Genomic DNA, 14,926 nt, shown 5'->3' on the forward strand with positions numbered 1-14,926 from the left:
TGCTCTCCAGCCCGGACCGGCTGTGCTTCACGCATTGAGATAGCCGGTTTCCCCCTCCAGCTAGCGCTTGCTGCGGCTGGACTTCGAGATCAGCGATGGCGGACGGTTCGACGCCGACGGCACCATCACCGCCCCCGGCGCCGCAGTGCGGATGCATCTGTCCCTCGTGGGGCAGGCGTCGGATGTGGCGCATGGCGAGCTCTGGCTCTGAATGTGGCAGTCCCCCCGGTCTCTGACCGGGGCCGGGGCGGCGGCGTGAGGCGGCAGCCGCGCAGCCGCCTCGCCTAGAATCGCCGGCTCCGCCCGAGAAAACCGCTCCCATGCCGCCCGCCCGCAAGCTCTTCGTCACCACCGCGCTGCCTTATGCGAATGGCAGCTTCCACATCGGCCACATCATGGAGTACATACAGGCCGACATCTGGGTGCGTTTTCAGAGGATGCAGGGCCACGCGGTGAACTTCGTGGGCGCGGACGACACGCACGGTGCGCCGATCATGATTGCCGCAGAAAAAGCGGGCAAGACGCCGCAGGCGTTCGTCGCCGACGTCGCCGCCGGCCGCAAGCAGTACCTGGACGGCTTTCACATCGGCTTCGACAACTGGTACAGCACCGACGCGCCCGAGAACCACGCACTCGCGCGCCAGATCTACCGCGACCTGCGCGACCGGGCCGACGGCTCGCTGATCGAGGTGCGCCGCATCGCGCAGTTCTTCGACCCCGAAAAGAGCATGTTTCTGCCCGACCGCTACATCCAGGGCGAATGCCCCCGGTGCCACGCCAAGGCGCAGTACGGCGACAACTGCGAGGTCTGCGGCGCGGTCCATTCCCCCACCGACCTGATCGACCCGTTCTCGGCGCTCTCCGGCGCCCGGCCCGAACTCAGGGACTCGGAGCATTTCTTCTTCAAGCTCTCCGACCCGCGCTGCGTGGAGTTCCTGGAGAAATGGACGCAGGACGGCAGGCTGCAACCCGAGGTGGCGAACAAGGTCCGGGAATGGTTCAGCGTGCGCAGCCTCCCGGACGGCAGCCGCAGCGAGGGCCTGGGCGATTGGGACATCAGCCGCGACGCGCCCTATTTCGGAATCGAGATTCCCGACGCGCCGGGCAAGTATTTCTACGTCTGGCTCGACGCCCCCGTGGGCTACCTCGCGTCGCTGCAGAACCTGCTGGAGCGGCGCGGCGAGAGCTTTGACGCCTACATGGCCGACCCGGCGCTGGAGCAGTACCACTTCATCGGCAAGGACATCGTCACCTTCCACACCCTGTTCTGGCCCGCGATGCTGCACCTGAGCGGCCGCAAGACGCCGGACAACGTATTCGTGCACGGCTTTCTCACGGTGAACGGCGAGAAGATGAGCAAGAGCCGTGGAACGGGGCTGGACCCGCTCAAGTACCTGCGCCTGGGAATGGACGCCGAGTGGCTGCGCTACTACCTCGCGGCCAAGCTCTCGGCGCGCAACGAGGACATCGACTTCACCGCGGAAGACTTCATGGCCCGCGTGAACAGCGACCTGATCGGCAAATACGTGAACATCGCGAGCCGTGCTGCGGGCTTTCTGAGCCGGCGCTTCGACGGCCGGTTGACGGGCGACTTCGGCGCCCCCGGCGCGGCCCTGCTGGCCGACGTGCGGGGCGCGCGCGACGCCATCGCCCGGATGTACGAGGCCCGCGAATACGGCAAGGCCACGCGCGAGATCATGCTGCTCGCCGACAGGGTGAACGCCTACGCGGACCAGAACAAGCCCTGGGACTTGGCCCGCGACGCGGCCAACGACCCGGCGCTGCACCAGGTGTGCTCGGTGCTGATGAACGCCTTTGCCGAGCTCACGCGCTACCTGGCGCCCGTGTTGCCCGGACTGGCCGACGCCGTGCAGGATTTTCTCGGGGTGAGCATGCGGCAGTGGAATGCGGAGCATGCGGTGCAGGCCATCGCGCCCTACCAGCACCTGATGCGGCGCGTGGCGCCCGAGCAGCTCGCCGCCCTGTTCGCGCCCCCGGAGGACCCCGCGCGCGCCGTGGGGGAGGGGGCCGATGGCGCGGAGGGCGCGCAAGGCCCCGCCCCCGGCGGCGCGGCGCTGGCCCCCGCGATCAGCATCGACGAATTCGGCAAGATCGACCTGCGCATCGCGCTGATCGTGGACTGCGCCCCCGTGGAGGGCTCCACCCGGCTGCTGCGCCTGAGCTTGGACGCGGGCGAGGGCCGCCTGCGCAACGTGTTCAGCGCAATCGCCGGCGCCTGCACGCCGCAAGACCTGGTCGGCAAGCACACGGTGCTGGTGGCCAACCTCGCGCCGCGCAAGATGAAGTTTGGCGTGAGCGAGGGCATGGTGCTGTGCGCGAGCCATGGCGACGAGAAAGCCCACCCCGGAATCTACCTGCTGACCCCCTGGCCCGGCGCCACGCCCGGGATGCGCGTGCGCTGAAAAGGCCTTGTTTTGCACGCCTGTCTCCAGGATGCTCGCCCGGGAGTTCAGGGATTTCCCCTTGGCCGCAGCGCCGGCTTTGCGGCACAGTGAAAGTTTGCATCAGGAGCGTTCCATGCCATCCAAACACCGCTTTTTGTCGCTCGCTGCTGCGGCCGCACTGCTGCTTGCGCCCGCGCTGCTGCACGCCAAGCCCTTCAAATGGGCGAGCCAGGGAGACGTTGCGACCTGGGACATCCACGCCGAAAACAATGGGTTTCAGAACGGCGTACACGCCAGCGTGTACGAGAGCCTGGTCTACTACAACGGCAGGACCTTCGCGGTGGAGCCCCTGCTGGCGACGTCCTGGAAGGAAATCAGCCCCACGCAAGTGCGCTTCGTACTGCGGCAGGGCGTGAAGTTCCACGATGGCTCGGCGCTGACCGCCGACGACGCCGTGTTCTCCTTGCAGCGCGCGATGGCCAAGACCTCGAATTTCACGGCCTACATGGAGGGCGTGAGCAAGGTCGTGAAGGTGGACGAATACACCATCGACGTTCTGCTCTCCGCGCCGAATCCGGTGCTGCTGCGCCAGCTGACGGAACTGCGCATCATGAGCCGGGCCTGGGCCGAGAAGAACCGGTCGGTCGAGCCCAAGGACTTCAAGGGCAAGGACGAGAATTTTGCGCACCGCAACGCCATGGGAACCGGGCCCTATACGCTGGAATCGTGGCAGCCCGACGTGAAGATGGTGCTCAAGCGCAACCCCCAGTGGTGGGGAAAGATGGAGGGCAACGTGACCGAGATCGTCTACACGCCCATCAAGTCGGTGGCCACGCGCATGGCGGCGCTGCTGTCGGGGGAGGTGGACATGGTGCTCGACCCCTCGCCGCAGGATCTGGAGCGGCTGCGTGCCAACCCCGAGTTGAAGGTGGTCGAGGGGCTGGAATACCGCACCATCTTTCTCGGCATGGACCAGTTCCGCGAGGAACTGCCGGGCTCGAACATCCAGGGCAAGAATCCGCTCAAGGACGTGCGCGTGCGCCGGGCCCTGTACCAGGCCATCGACGAGGAAACGATTGCGCGCAGCATCATGCGTGGCCTGGGCAAGCCCACCGGCACCCTCGTGGCGCCCATGGTCACGGGCTATACCGAGGCGGTGGGCAAGCGCCTGCCGTACAGCGTCGAAGCGGCCAGGAAGCTGCTCGCCGAGGCTGGCTACCCGGATGGCTTCGAGGTGGACTTTGCCTGCCCGAACAACCGCTACATCAACGACGAGGCCATTTGCCAGGCCGTCACGGCCATGTGGTCGCGGGTGGGCGTAAGAGCCAAGCTGCGCACCATGCCGCTGGCGACCTACTTTCCGATGATCCAGCGCTTCGAGGCCAGCATCTACATGCTGGGCTGGGGCGTTCCCACGTTCGACGCGCTCTACAGCCTGCAATCGCTGGTGCGCACGGTGGGCACGGGCGCTGACGGCCATTACAACCGGGGTCGCTACAGCCATCCGCGCATGGACTACCTCGTGGACCGCATCAAGGGGGAGACGGACGCGCCCGTGCGCACGCGCATGCTCACCGAGGCGCTGCAACTGTCCAACGACACCGTGTCGCACATTCCCTTGCACGACCAGGTGATCCCCTGGGCCATGAAGAGGAACATCGATCTCGTGCACCGCGCGGATAACCGCGTGGACATCCACATGGTCAAAGTGAACTGACCCGGCTGCGCAGCCGGCCTGCGGCGTCTTGGTCCAATGCTGGGCTTGGCACCATCTTTGCGTGTCCATCTCCAGAATGCCCGCCCGGGAATTCAGGGACTTCCTCTTGGCCGCAGCGCCGGCTTTTCTGCACAGCAAAACTTGGTATCGAAAGGGTTCCATGCAATCCAAACACCGCTTTCTGTCGCTGGCCGCTGCGGCCGCGCTACTGCTCGCGCCCGTGCTGCTGCACGCCCGGCCCTTCAAATGGGCGAGCCAGGGAGACGTTGCCACCTGGGACATCCACGCCGACAACACTGGGTTTCAGAACGGCGTACACGCCAACGTGTACGAGGGCCTCGTCTACTACAACAGCAGGACCTTCGCGGTGGACCCCGTGCTGGCGACGTCCTGGAAAGAGATCAGCCCGACGCAAGTGCGCTTCGTCCTGCGGCAGGGCGTGAAGTTCCACGATGGCTCGGCGTTCAGCGCCGACGACGCCGTGTTCTCCTTGCAGCGCGCGATGGCCAAGACCTCGAATTTCACGCCCTACATGGAGGGCGTGAGCAAGGTCGTGAAGGTGGACGAATACACCATCGACGTTCTGCTCTCCGCGCCGAATCCGGTGCTGCTGCGCCAGCTGACGGAACTGCGCATCATGAGCCAGGCTTGGGCGCGGAAGAACCGGTCGGTCGAGCCCAAGGACATCAAGAGCAAGGACGAGAATTTTGCGCACCGCAACGCCATGGGAACCGGGCCCTATACGCTGGAATCGTGGCAGCCCGACGTGAAGATGGTGTTCAAGCGCAACCCCCATTGGTGGGGCACGATGGAGGGCAACGTGACCGAGATCGTCTACACGCCCATCAAGTCGGCGGCCACGCGCATGGCGGCGCTGCTGTCGGGGGAGGTGGACATGGTGCTCGACCCCTCGCCGCAGGACCTGGAGCGTCTGCGTGCCAACCCCGAGTTGAAGGTGGTCGAGGGGCTCGAATACCGCACCATCTTTCTCGGCATGGACCAGTTCCGCGAGGAACTCCCGGGCTCGAACGTCAAGGGCAGGAACCCGCTCAAGGACGTGCGCGTGCGCCGGGCCCTGTACCAGGCCATCGACGAGGAAACGATTGCGCGCAGCATCATGCGCGGCCTGGGCAAGCCCAACGGCACCCTCGTGGCGCCCATGGTCGCGGGCTATACCGAGGCGGTGGGCAAGCGCTTGCCGTACAGCGTCGAAGCGGCCAGGAAGCTGCTCGCCGAGGCCGGCTACCCGGACGGTTTCGAGGTGGACTTTGCCTGCCCGAACAACCGCTACATCAACGACGAGGCCATTTGCCAGGCCGTGACGGCCATGTGGTCGCGGGTGGGCGTAAGAGCCAAGCTGCGCACCATGCCGCTGGCGACCTACTTTCCGATGATCCAGCGCTACGAGGCCAGCGTCTACATGCTGGGCTGGGGCGTTCCCACGTTCGACGCGCTCTACAGCCTGCAATCGCTGGCGCGCACGGTGGGCACGGGCGCCGATGGAAACCACAACCTGGGCCGCTACAGCCATCCGCGCATGGACTACCTCGTGGACCGCATCAAGGGGGAGACGGACGCGCCCGTGCGTGCGCGCATGCTCACCGAGGCGCTGCAACTGTCCAACGACACCGTAGCGCACATTCCCCTGCATTCCCAGGTGATCCCCTGGGCCATGAAGCGGAACGTCGATCTCGTGCACCGCGCGGATAACCGCCTGGACATCCGCATGGTCAAAGTGAACTGACCCGGGAATTCAGGGACCTCCCCTTGGCCGCAGCACCGGCTCTTCTGCACAGCAAAACTTGGTATCGAAAGGACTCCATGCAACCCAAGAAACGCTTCCTGTCGCTGGCCGCTGCGGCCGCGCTGCTGCTTGCGCCCGCGCTGCTGCACGCCAAACCCTTCAAATGGGCGAGCCAGGGAGAGATCGGAACCTGGGACATTCATTCCGACAACAACTCGCTGGCGCAGGGAATTCATTCCTGGGTGTACGAGAGCCTGGTCTACTACAACAGCAGGACCTTCGCGGTGGAGCCCCTGCTGGCGACGTCCTGGAAAGAGATCAGCCCCACGCAAGTGCGTTTCGTCCTGCGGCAGGGCGTGAAGTTCCACGACGGCTCGGCGTTCGGCGCCGACGACGCCGTGTTTTCGCTGCAGCGTGCGATGGCCAAGACCTCGACGTTCACGCCGAACACGCAGGGCATCCGCCAGGTCGTCAAGGTGGACGAGCACACCATCGACGTTCTGCTCTCCGCGCCGAATCCGGTGCTGCTGCGCCAGATGACGGATCTGCGCATCATGAGCCGGGCCTGGGCGCAGAAGAACCGGTCGGTCGAGCCCAAGGACATCAAGGGCATGGAGGAAAACTTCGCGCACCGCAACGCCATGGGAACCGGGCCCTACACGCTGGAATCGTGGCAGCCCGAGGTGAAGATGGTGTTCAAGCGCAATCCCAACTGGTGGGGAAAGATGGAGGGCAACGTGACCGAGATGGTCTACACCCCGATCAAGTCCACCGCCACGCGCATGGCGGCGCTGCTGTCGGGCGAACTGGACATGGTGCTCGACCCCGCGCCGCAGGACCTGGCGCGTCTGCGCGCGACCCCCGAGCTGAAAGTGATCGACGGGCTCGAATACCGCACCATCTTTCTCGGCATGGACCAGTTCCGCGAGGAACTGCCGGGCTCGAACGTCCAGGGCAGGAACCCGCTCAAGGACGTGCGCGTGCGCCGGGCCCTGTACCAGGCCATCGACGCGGAAACGATTGCGCGCAGCATCATGCGCGGCCTGGGCAAGCCCAACGGCACCCTCGTGGCGCCCATGGTCGCGGGCTATACCGAGGCGGTGGGCAAGCGGCTGCCGTACAGCGTCGAAGCGGCCAGGAAGCTGCTCGCCGAGGCCGGCTACCCGGATGGCTTCGAGGTGGACTTTGCCTGCCCGAACAATCGCTACATCAACGACGAGGCCATTTGCCAGGCCATCACGGCCATGTGGTCGCGGGTGGGTGTAAGAGCCAAGCTGCGCACCATGCCGCTGTCCACCTTTCTTCCGATGCTCCAGCGCTACGAGGCCAGCGTCTACATGCTGGGCTGGGGCGTGACCACGTTCGACGCGCTCTACACCCTGCAATCGCTGGCGCGCACGGTGGGCGCGGGCGCCGACGGAAACTACAACGTGGGCCGCTACAGCCATCCGCGCATGGACTACCTCGTGGACCGCATCAAGGTGGAGACGGACGCGCCCGTGCGCGCGCGCATGCTCACCGAGGCGCTGCAACTGTCCAACGACACCGTATCGCACATTCCCTTGCACGACCAGGTGATCCCCTGGGCCATGAAGCGGAACATCGATCTCGTGCACCGCGCGGATAACCGCGTGGACGTCCGCATGGTCCGGGTGCACTGAGGCGCTGCGCAGTCGTCATGCAAGCCAGGCTCCGGTTTCTGTCGATGACCGCCGCGGCGGCGCTGCTGCTTGCGCCCGCACTGCACGCCAGGCCCTTCAAATGGGCCAGCCAGGGGGACGTTGCGACCTGGGACATCCACGCCGAAAACAATGGCTTGCAAAACGGCATACATGCCAGCGTGTACGAGAGCCTCGTCCATCACAACAGCAGGACCTTCGCGGTGGAGCCCGTGCTGGCGACGTCCTGGAAAGAGATCAGCCCCACGCAAGTGCGCTTCGTCCTGCGGCAGGGCGTGAGGTTCCACGATGGCTCGGCGTTTACTGCCGACGACGCCGTGTTTTCCTTGCAGCGTGCGATGGCCAAGACATCGACGTTCACGCCGTATGCGCAGGGCATCCGCCAGGTCACCAAGGTGGACGAGTACACCATCGACGTTCTGCTCTCCGCGCCAAATCCGGTGCTGCTGCGCCAGCTGACGGAACTGCGCATCATGAGCCGGGCCTGGGCGCGGAAGAACCAGTCGGTCGAACCCCGGGACATGAAGGGAAGGGACGAGAACTTTGCCCACCGCAACGCCATGGGAACCGGGCCCTACACGCTGGAATCGTGGCAACCCGACGTGAAGATGGTGTTCAAGCGCAACCCCCACTGGTGGGGCACGATGGAGGGCAACGTGACCGAGATCGTCTACACGCCGATCAAGTCGGCCGCGACGCGCATGGCGGCGCTGCTCTCGGGGGAGCTGGACATGGTGCTCGACCCCGCGCCGCAGGACTTGGCGCGTCTGCGTGCCAACCCCGAAATGAAGGTGGTTGATGGGCTGGAATTCCGCACCATTTTTCTCGGCATGGACCAGTTCCGCGAGGAACTGCCGGGCTCGAACGTCCAGGGCAGGAACCCGCTCAAGGACGTGCGCGTGCGCCGGGCCCTGTACCAGGCCATCGACGCGGAGGCGATTGCGCGCAACATCATGCGTGGCCTGGGCAAGCCCAACGGCACCCTCGTGGCGCCCATGGTCGCTGGCCATACCGAGGCGGTGGGCAAGCGCCTGCCGTACAGCGTCGAAGCGGCCAAGAAGCTGCTCGCCGAGGCCGGCTACCCGGACGGTTTCGAGGTGGACTTTGCCTGCCCGAACAACCGCTACGTCAACGACGAGGCCATTTGCCAGGCCGTCACGGCCATGTGGTCGCGGGTGGGCGTAAGAGCCAAGCTGCGCACCTTGCCGCTCGTGAGCTACTTCCCGATGCTCCAGCGCTACGAGGCCAGCATCTACATGCTGGGCTGGGGCGTACCCACGTTCGACGCGCTGAACACCCTGCAATCGCTGGTGCGCACGGTGGGCGCGGGCGCCGACGGAAACTACAACCTGGGCCGCTACAGCCACCCGCGCATGGACTACCTCGTGGACCGCATCAAGGGGGAGACGGACGCGCCCGTGCGCACGCGCATGCTCACCGAGGCGCTGCAACTGTCCAACGACACCGTATCGCACATCCCCTTGCACGACCAGGTGATCCCCTGGGCGATGAAGCGGAACGTCGATCTCGTGCACCGCGCGGATAACCGCGTGGACGTCCGCATGGTCCGGGTGCACTGAGGCGCGGCAGCAGCCGGCTTGGCACCATCCTTGCGTGCGAGGCTCCCAAGACGCCTGCCCGGGGAGAGGGGTGTCCTCTTGGCCGCAGCGTCGGCTTTGCTCTGCACAATGAAACCTTGGAAATCGAGCGTGCTCCATGCAATTCAAATACCGTTTCCTGTCCATGGCCGCTGCGGCAGCGCTGCTGCTTGCGCCCGTATTGCACGCGAAAACCTTCACATGGACCAGCCAGTCCGAGATAGGGTCCTGGGACATTCATACCCAGAACAATTCGCTGCAAAACGGCTTGCACGCGTACGTCTACGAGAGCCTGGTCTACTACAACAGCAGAAGCTTCGCGGTGGAGCCTGCGCTGGCAAGTTCCTGGAAAGAGATCAGCCCCACGCAAGTGCGGTTCGCACTGCGCCCGGACGTGAAGTTCCATGACGGCTCGGCGTTCGGCGCCGACGACGCCGTGTTTTCCTTGCAGCGCGCGATGGCCAAGACCTCGGCGTTCGCGCTGTTCGCGCAGGGCATCGACAGGGTCGTCAAGGTGGATTCCCGCAGCATCGACATCTTCCTGTCCGCGCCGAACCCGGTGCTGCTGCGCCAACTGACGGAACTGCGCATCATGAGCCGCTCCTGGGCGCAGAAGAACCAGTCGCTCGATCCCAAGGACATCAAGGGCACGGAGGAAAACTTCGCGCACCGCAATGCCATGGGAACCGGGCCCTACATGCTGGAATCGTGGCAGCCCGACGTGAAGATGGTGTTCAAGCGCAACCCCCACTGGTGGGGCGCGATGGAGGGCGACGTGAGCGAGATGGTCTATATCCCGATCAAGTCCGCCGCGACGCGCATCGCGGCGCTGCTGTCGGGGGCGGTGGACCTGGTGCTCGACCCCGCACCGCAGGATCTGGCGCGTCTGCGTGCCAACCCTGAGTTGAAGGTGCTCGATGGGCAGGAGTACCGCACCATTTTTTTCGGCATGGACCAGTTCCGCGAGGAACTGCCGGGCTCGAACGTCCAGGGCAGGAACCCGCTCAAGGACGTGCGCGTGCGCCGGGCCCTGTACCAGGCCATCGACGCGGAGGCGATTGCGCGCAGCATCATGCGCGGCCTGGGCAGACCCAACGGCACCCTCGTGGCGCCCATGGTCGCGGGCTATACCGAGGCGGTGGGCAAGCGCCTGCCGTACAGCGTCGAGGCGGCCAAGAAGCTGCTCGCCGAGGCCGGCTACCCGGACGGCTTCGAGGTGGACTTTGCCTGCCCGAACAATCGCTACATCAACGACGAGGCCATTTGCCAGGCCGTCACGGCCATGTGGTCGCGTGTGGGCGTGAGGGCCAGGCTGCGCACCTTGCCGCTCGTGAGCTACTTTCCGATGATCAAGCGCCAGGAAGCCAGCATCTACATGCTGGGCTGGGGGGTGACCACGTTCGACGCGCTGAACAGCCTGCAATCGCTGGTGCGCACGGTGGGCGCGGGTGCCGACGGCTACTACAACCTGGGCCGCTACAGCCACCCGCGCATGGACTACCTCGTGGACCGCATCAAGGTGGAGACGGACGCGCCCGTGCGCGCGCGCATGCTCACCGAGGCGCTGCAACTGTCCAACGACACCGTATCGCACATCCCCTTGCACGACCAGGTGATCCCCTGGGCCATGAAGCGGAACGTCGATCTCGTGCACCGCGCGGATAATCGCGTGGACATCCGCATGGTCCGGGTGCACTGAGGCGCTGCCGCAGCCGGCGCGCAGCGTCTTTGTCTCCTTTGTGCCTTTTGTCCAATTCTTGGCGCCATCCTTGCATGCGATGCTCCCGATGCGCTTGCCCGGGGAGAGGGATTACCCCTTGGCCGCAGCGCCGGCTTTGCTGCACAGTGAAACCTTGAAAATCGAGCCTGGTCCATGCAATCCAAATACCGTTTCCTGTCCATGGCTGCCGCGGCAGCGCTGCTGCTTGCGCCCGCACTGCACGCGAAAACCTTCACATGGACCAGCCAGTCCGAGGTGGGGTCCTGGGACATTCATACCCAGAACATTTCGCTGCAAAACGGCTTGCACGCGTATGTCTACGAGAGCCTGGTCTACTACAACAGCAGAACCTTCGCGGTGGAGCCTGCGCTGGCAAGTTCCTGGAAGGAAATCAGCCCCACGCAAGTGCGGTTCGCGCTGCGCCCGGACGTGAAGTTCCATGACGGCTCGGCGTTCAGCGCCGACGACGCCGTGTTTTCCTTGCAGCGTGCGATGGCCAGGACCTCGGCGTTCGCGCTGTTCGCGCAGGGCATCGGCAAGGTCGTCAAGGTGGATTCCCGGACCATCGACATCTTCCTGTCCGCGCCGAATCCGGTGCTGCTGCGCCAGCTGACGGAGCTGCGCATCATGAGCCGCTCCTGGGCGCAGAAGAACCAGTCGCTCGATCCCAAGGAACTCACGAGCACGGAGGAAAACTTCGCGCACCGCAATGCCATGGGAACCGGGCCCTACATGCTGGAATCGTGGCAGCCCGACGTGAAGATGGTGTTCAAGCGCAACCCCCACTGGTGGGGCACGATGGAGGGCGACGTGAGCGAGATGGTCTATCTCCCGATCAAGTCCGCCGCGACGCGCATCGCGGCGCTGCTTTCTGGGGAGGTGGACATGGTGCTCGACCCCGCGCCGCAGGACTTGGCGCGGCTGCGTGCCAACCCCGAAATGAAAGTGGTCGATGGACTGGAATTCCGCACCATTCTTCTCGGCATGGACCAGTTCCGCGAGGAACTGCCGGGCTCGAACATCCAGGGCAGGAACCCGCTCAAGGACGTGCGCGTGCGCCGGGCCCTGTACCAGGCCATCGACGCGGAGGCGATTGCGCGCAGCATCATGCGCGGCCTGGGCAGACCCAACGGCACCCTCGTGGCGCCCATGGTGGCTGGCTATACCGAGGCGGTCGGCAAGCGGCTGCCGTACAGCGTCGAGGCGGCCAAGAAGCTGCTCGCCGAGGCCGGCTACCCGGACGGCTTCGAGGTGGACTTTGCCTGCCCGAACAATCGCTACATCAACGACGAGGCCATTTGCCAGGCCGTCACGGCCATGTGGTCGCGTGTGGGCGTGAGGGCCAGGCTGCGCACCTTGCCGCTCGTGAGCTACTTTCCGATGGTCAAGCGCTACGAGGCCAGCATCTACATGCTGGGCTGGGGCGTGGCCACGTTCGACGCGCTGAACGGCCTGCAATCGCTGGTGCGCACGAAGGGCGAAAGCTCGGTGGACGGGAACAACAACATGGGCCGCTACAGCCATCCGCGCATGGACTACCTCGTGGACCGCATCAAGGTGGAGACGGACGCGCCCGTGCGCGCGCGCATGCTCACCGAGGCGCTGCAGCTGTCCAACGACACCGTATCGCACATCCCCTTGCACGACCAGGTGATCCCCTGGGCGATGAAGCGGAACGTCGATCTCGTGCACCGCGCGGATAACCGCGTGGACATCCGCATGGTCCGGGTGAACTGACTCCCCTGCCCGCAAGCACAGCCGTGGCGCACCCATTGAATAGTCACCCGACCCTCCGATGCTTGCCTTCGTATTGCGTCGCCTGATTCAGGCGGTGGCCGTCATGGTCACGGTGGCCTTCATCTCCTTCCTGCTGTTCCAGCACGTCGGAGACCCCGTGGTTTTCCTGCTCGGGCAGGACGCCACGGCGCAGCAGATCCGCGAACTGCGCAGCGCCCTCGGGCTGGACCAATCCTTCGTCGTGCAGTTCTGGCATTTCCTGCTGAACGCGGTGCAGGGCGAGTTCGGCCTGAGCCTGCGCCAGGGGGCGAAGGTGTCGCGCCTGATCGCCGAGCGCTTCCCCGCGACGCTGGAACTGGCCCTGGTGGCCGCGCTGCTGGCGCTGGCGATCGGCGTTCCCATGGGGGTGTACGCGGCCCTGCGGCGCGGCACGTTCACCAGCCAGCTGTTCATGATGCTCTCGCTGCTCGGGGTGTCGTTGCCGACCTTTCTGATCGGCATCCTGCTGATCCTGGTGTTCTCCGTGACCCTGGGCTGGTTCCCGAGTTTTGGCCGGGGCGAGGTGGTGCAACTCGGGGGCTGGAGCACCGGGCTGCTCAAGGCCAAGGGCTGGCACCACATTGTCTTGCCGGCGACCACGCTGGCCATTTTTCAGCTCACGCTGATCATGCGGCTGGTGCGCGCGGAGATGCTCGAGGTGCTGCGCACCGACTACATCAAGTTTGCGCGCGCCCGCGGCCTCACGAACCGCGCCATCTACTTTGGCCACGCGCTCAAGAACACGCTGGTTCCCGTGATGACCATTACCGGGCTGCAACTCGGCGGCCTGATTGCGTTTGCCATCATCACCGAGACGGTGTTCCAGTGGCCCGGAATGGGCCTGTTGTTCATACAGGCCGTGACCTTTGCCGACATTCCCGTGATGGCCGCCTATCTGTGCCTGATCGCCCTGATCTTCGTGCTGATCAATCTGGTGGTGGACCTGCTGTACTTTGCCGTCGATCCCCGTCTGCGCGTGGACAAGGCGGGAGGCCATTGATGCAAGCCGTGCGTCTGAAGGCGGGTGGGCGGCCGTTTGCGCATATCGCCCAATACCATTCCGAGCTGACCGCGTTGCGGCGCGACCTGCACGCGCACCCCGAGCTCGGTTTTGAAGAGGTCTATACCAGCCGGCGCGTGAAGGAAGCCCTCGCGCTGTGCGGGGTTGACGAGATCCACGAGGGCATGGGGCGCACGGGCGTGGTCGGCGTGATCCGGGGCCGCAGCACCTCCAGCGGTTCCCTGGTGGGACTGCGCGCCGACATGGACGCCCTGCCCCTGGCGGAGCACAACGACTTCGCCTGGAAGTCGTGCAAGCAAGGGCTCATGCACGGCTGCGGGCACGACGGCCACACCGCCATGCTCGTGGGCGCGGCGCGCTATCTGGCGCAAACGCGCAACTTCGACGGCACGGCGGTGCTCGTGTTCCAGCCGGGCGAAGAGGGCTACGCCGGCGCGCGCGCGATGATGGACGACGGCCTGTTCGAGCGCTTTGCGGTGCAGTCCATCTTTGCCATGCACAACTGGCCGGCGCTCCCCCCCGGCACCGTGGGAATCAACTCCGGCCCGATGATGGCTGCGGCCGACCGCGTCACCATCGAGATCACGGGCCGCGGCGGCCACGGCGCGCACGCCTACCAGACCGTGGACGTGGTGCTGGTCGCCGCGCACATCGTCACGGCCGCGCAGAGCATCGTGGCGCGCAATGTGCGGCCCATCGACAGCGCCGTGCTCAGCCTGTGCGCCGTGCAGGCGGGCGACCTGGGCGCGTTCAGCGTGCTGCCCGCAACGGCGAAGCTGGTGGGCACCGTGCGCAGCTTCGACCCGCAGGTGCAGGAGATGGTGGAAAAGCGCCTCAAGGAACTGTGCCCCGCGATCGCCCTGGGCCTGGGCGCCAGCGCCAGCGTGCACTACGAGCGCATGTATCCGGCCACGATCAACAGCGAGAGCGAGTCCCTGTTTGCCGGCGACGTGGCCGAGTCCCTGGTGGGCGCGGACCACGTGCTGCGCGATATCGAACCCAGCATGGGCTCCGAGGATTTCGCGTTCATGCTCCAGACCGTCCCCGGGGCCTATCTGCGCATCGGCCAGGGCGCGGGTGCCAGCGGCAGCGCCCTGCACAACAGCCGCTACGATTTCAACGACGACATCCTGCCGCTGGGCGCCGCGCTGCACGCCGGCCTGATCGAGCGGGCGATGCCGCTGGCCGCGCCCTGAAGGCGGGGCGCAGCCGAGTCATGCCAGCCGCAAGTTCCACCCCTTTTTTCGTCCCCTTTGGGGGCAGCAG

At 65.6% G+C, this 14,926-nt stretch carries 10 protein-coding genes; all 10 read left to right on the top strand.

From position 1 onward, the window contains the following. The first annotated feature begins 67 nt into the window (after window positions 1-67). The 10 genes from D5041_RS06290 (at window position 68) to D5041_RS06335 (ending at window position 14,856) form a co-directional block, all read left to right on the top strand. The gene (locus D5041_RS06290; RefSeq protein ID WP_265284117.1) at window positions 68-211 is read left to right on the top strand and encodes a hypothetical protein; all 144 of its coding nucleotides are present in this window, start codon (window positions 68-70) and stop codon (window positions 209-211) included. 109 nt (window positions 212-320) lie between these two features. Further along, window positions 321-2,423, top strand: a complete 2,103-nt coding sequence (gene metG / locus D5041_RS06295; protein ID WP_265284118.1) for a methionine--tRNA ligase — start codon at window positions 321-323, stop codon at window positions 2,421-2,423. A gap of 115 nt (window positions 2,424-2,538) precedes the next feature. Beyond that, window positions 2,539-4,122: an ABC transporter substrate-binding protein gene (locus tag D5041_RS06300; protein ID WP_265257953.1), complete on the top strand. Its 1,584-nt coding sequence runs from the start codon at window positions 2,539-2,541 to the stop codon at window positions 4,120-4,122. Window positions 4,123-4,282: 160 nt separating this feature from the next. After that, window positions 4,283-5,866, top strand: a complete 1,584-nt coding sequence (locus D5041_RS06305) for an ABC transporter substrate-binding protein (RefSeq protein WP_265284120.1) — start codon at window positions 4,283-4,285, stop codon at window positions 5,864-5,866. A 77-nt stretch (window positions 5,867-5,943) separates the two neighbouring features. Then, complete coding sequence (locus D5041_RS06310; protein ID WP_265284121.1) at window positions 5,944-7,527, top strand: ABC transporter substrate-binding protein; 1,584 nt, start codon at window positions 5,944-5,946, stop codon at window positions 7,525-7,527. A 17-nt stretch (window positions 7,528-7,544) separates the two neighbouring features. Beyond that, entirely contained in the window at window positions 7,545-9,125 is a 1,581-nt protein-coding gene (locus D5041_RS06315) for an ABC transporter substrate-binding protein (protein WP_265284122.1), read from the top strand. Window positions 9,126-9,261: 136 nt separating this feature from the next. Continuing rightward, on the top strand, window positions 9,262-10,842 hold the full coding sequence (locus D5041_RS06320; RefSeq protein WP_265284123.1) for an ABC transporter substrate-binding protein: 1,581 nt from the start codon (window positions 9,262-9,264) through the stop codon (window positions 10,840-10,842). A 174-nt stretch (window positions 10,843-11,016) separates the two neighbouring features. Then, entirely contained in the window at window positions 11,017-12,600 is a 1,584-nt protein-coding gene (locus tag D5041_RS06325; RefSeq protein WP_265284124.1) for an ABC transporter substrate-binding protein, read from the top strand. A 58-nt stretch (window positions 12,601-12,658) separates the two neighbouring features. Beyond that, the gene (locus D5041_RS06330; RefSeq protein ID WP_010105742.1) at window positions 12,659-13,639 is read left to right on the top strand and encodes an ABC transporter permease; all 981 of its coding nucleotides are present in this window, start codon (window positions 12,659-12,661) and stop codon (window positions 13,637-13,639) included. Then, entirely contained in the window at window positions 13,639-14,856 is a 1,218-nt protein-coding gene (locus D5041_RS06335) for a M20 aminoacylase family protein (protein WP_010105745.1), read from the top strand. Before D5041_RS06330 ends, D5041_RS06335 begins: the two co-directional genes overlap by 1 nt. Window positions 14,857-14,926 lie beyond the last annotated feature (70 nt).

Origin of the sequence: Verminephrobacter aporrectodeae subsp. tuberculatae, assembly GCF_026127385.1 — a bacterium.
Taxonomy (GTDB): Bacteria; Pseudomonadota; Gammaproteobacteria; order Burkholderiales; family Burkholderiaceae_C; genus Acidovorax; species Acidovorax aporrectodeae.

Coding starts and splice junctions, on each gene's coding strand:
- D5041_RS06305 (WP_265284120.1), top strand. CDS start 4,283: ATGCAATCCAAACACCGCTTTCTGTCGCTGGCCGCTGCGGCCGCGCTA.
- D5041_RS06325 (WP_265284124.1), top strand. CDS start 11,017: ATGCAATCCAAATACCGTTTCCTGTCCATGGCTGCCGCGGCAGCGCTG.
- D5041_RS06330 (WP_010105742.1), top strand. CDS start 12,659: ATGCTTGCCTTCGTATTGCGTCGCCTGATTCAGGCGGTGGCCGTCATG.
- D5041_RS06315 (WP_265284122.1), top strand. CDS start 7,545: ATGCAAGCCAGGCTCCGGTTTCTGTCGATGACCGCCGCGGCGGCGCTG.
- D5041_RS06300 (WP_265257953.1), top strand. CDS start 2,539: ATGCCATCCAAACACCGCTTTTTGTCGCTCGCTGCTGCGGCCGCACTG.
- D5041_RS06320 (WP_265284123.1), top strand. CDS start 9,262: ATGCAATTCAAATACCGTTTCCTGTCCATGGCCGCTGCGGCAGCGCTG.
- metG (WP_265284118.1), top strand. CDS start 321: ATGCCGCCCGCCCGCAAGCTCTTCGTCACCACCGCGCTGCCTTATGCG.
- D5041_RS06335 (WP_010105745.1), top strand. CDS start 13,639: ATGCAAGCCGTGCGTCTGAAGGCGGGTGGGCGGCCGTTTGCGCATATC.
- D5041_RS06310 (WP_265284121.1), top strand. CDS start 5,944: ATGCAACCCAAGAAACGCTTCCTGTCGCTGGCCGCTGCGGCCGCGCTG.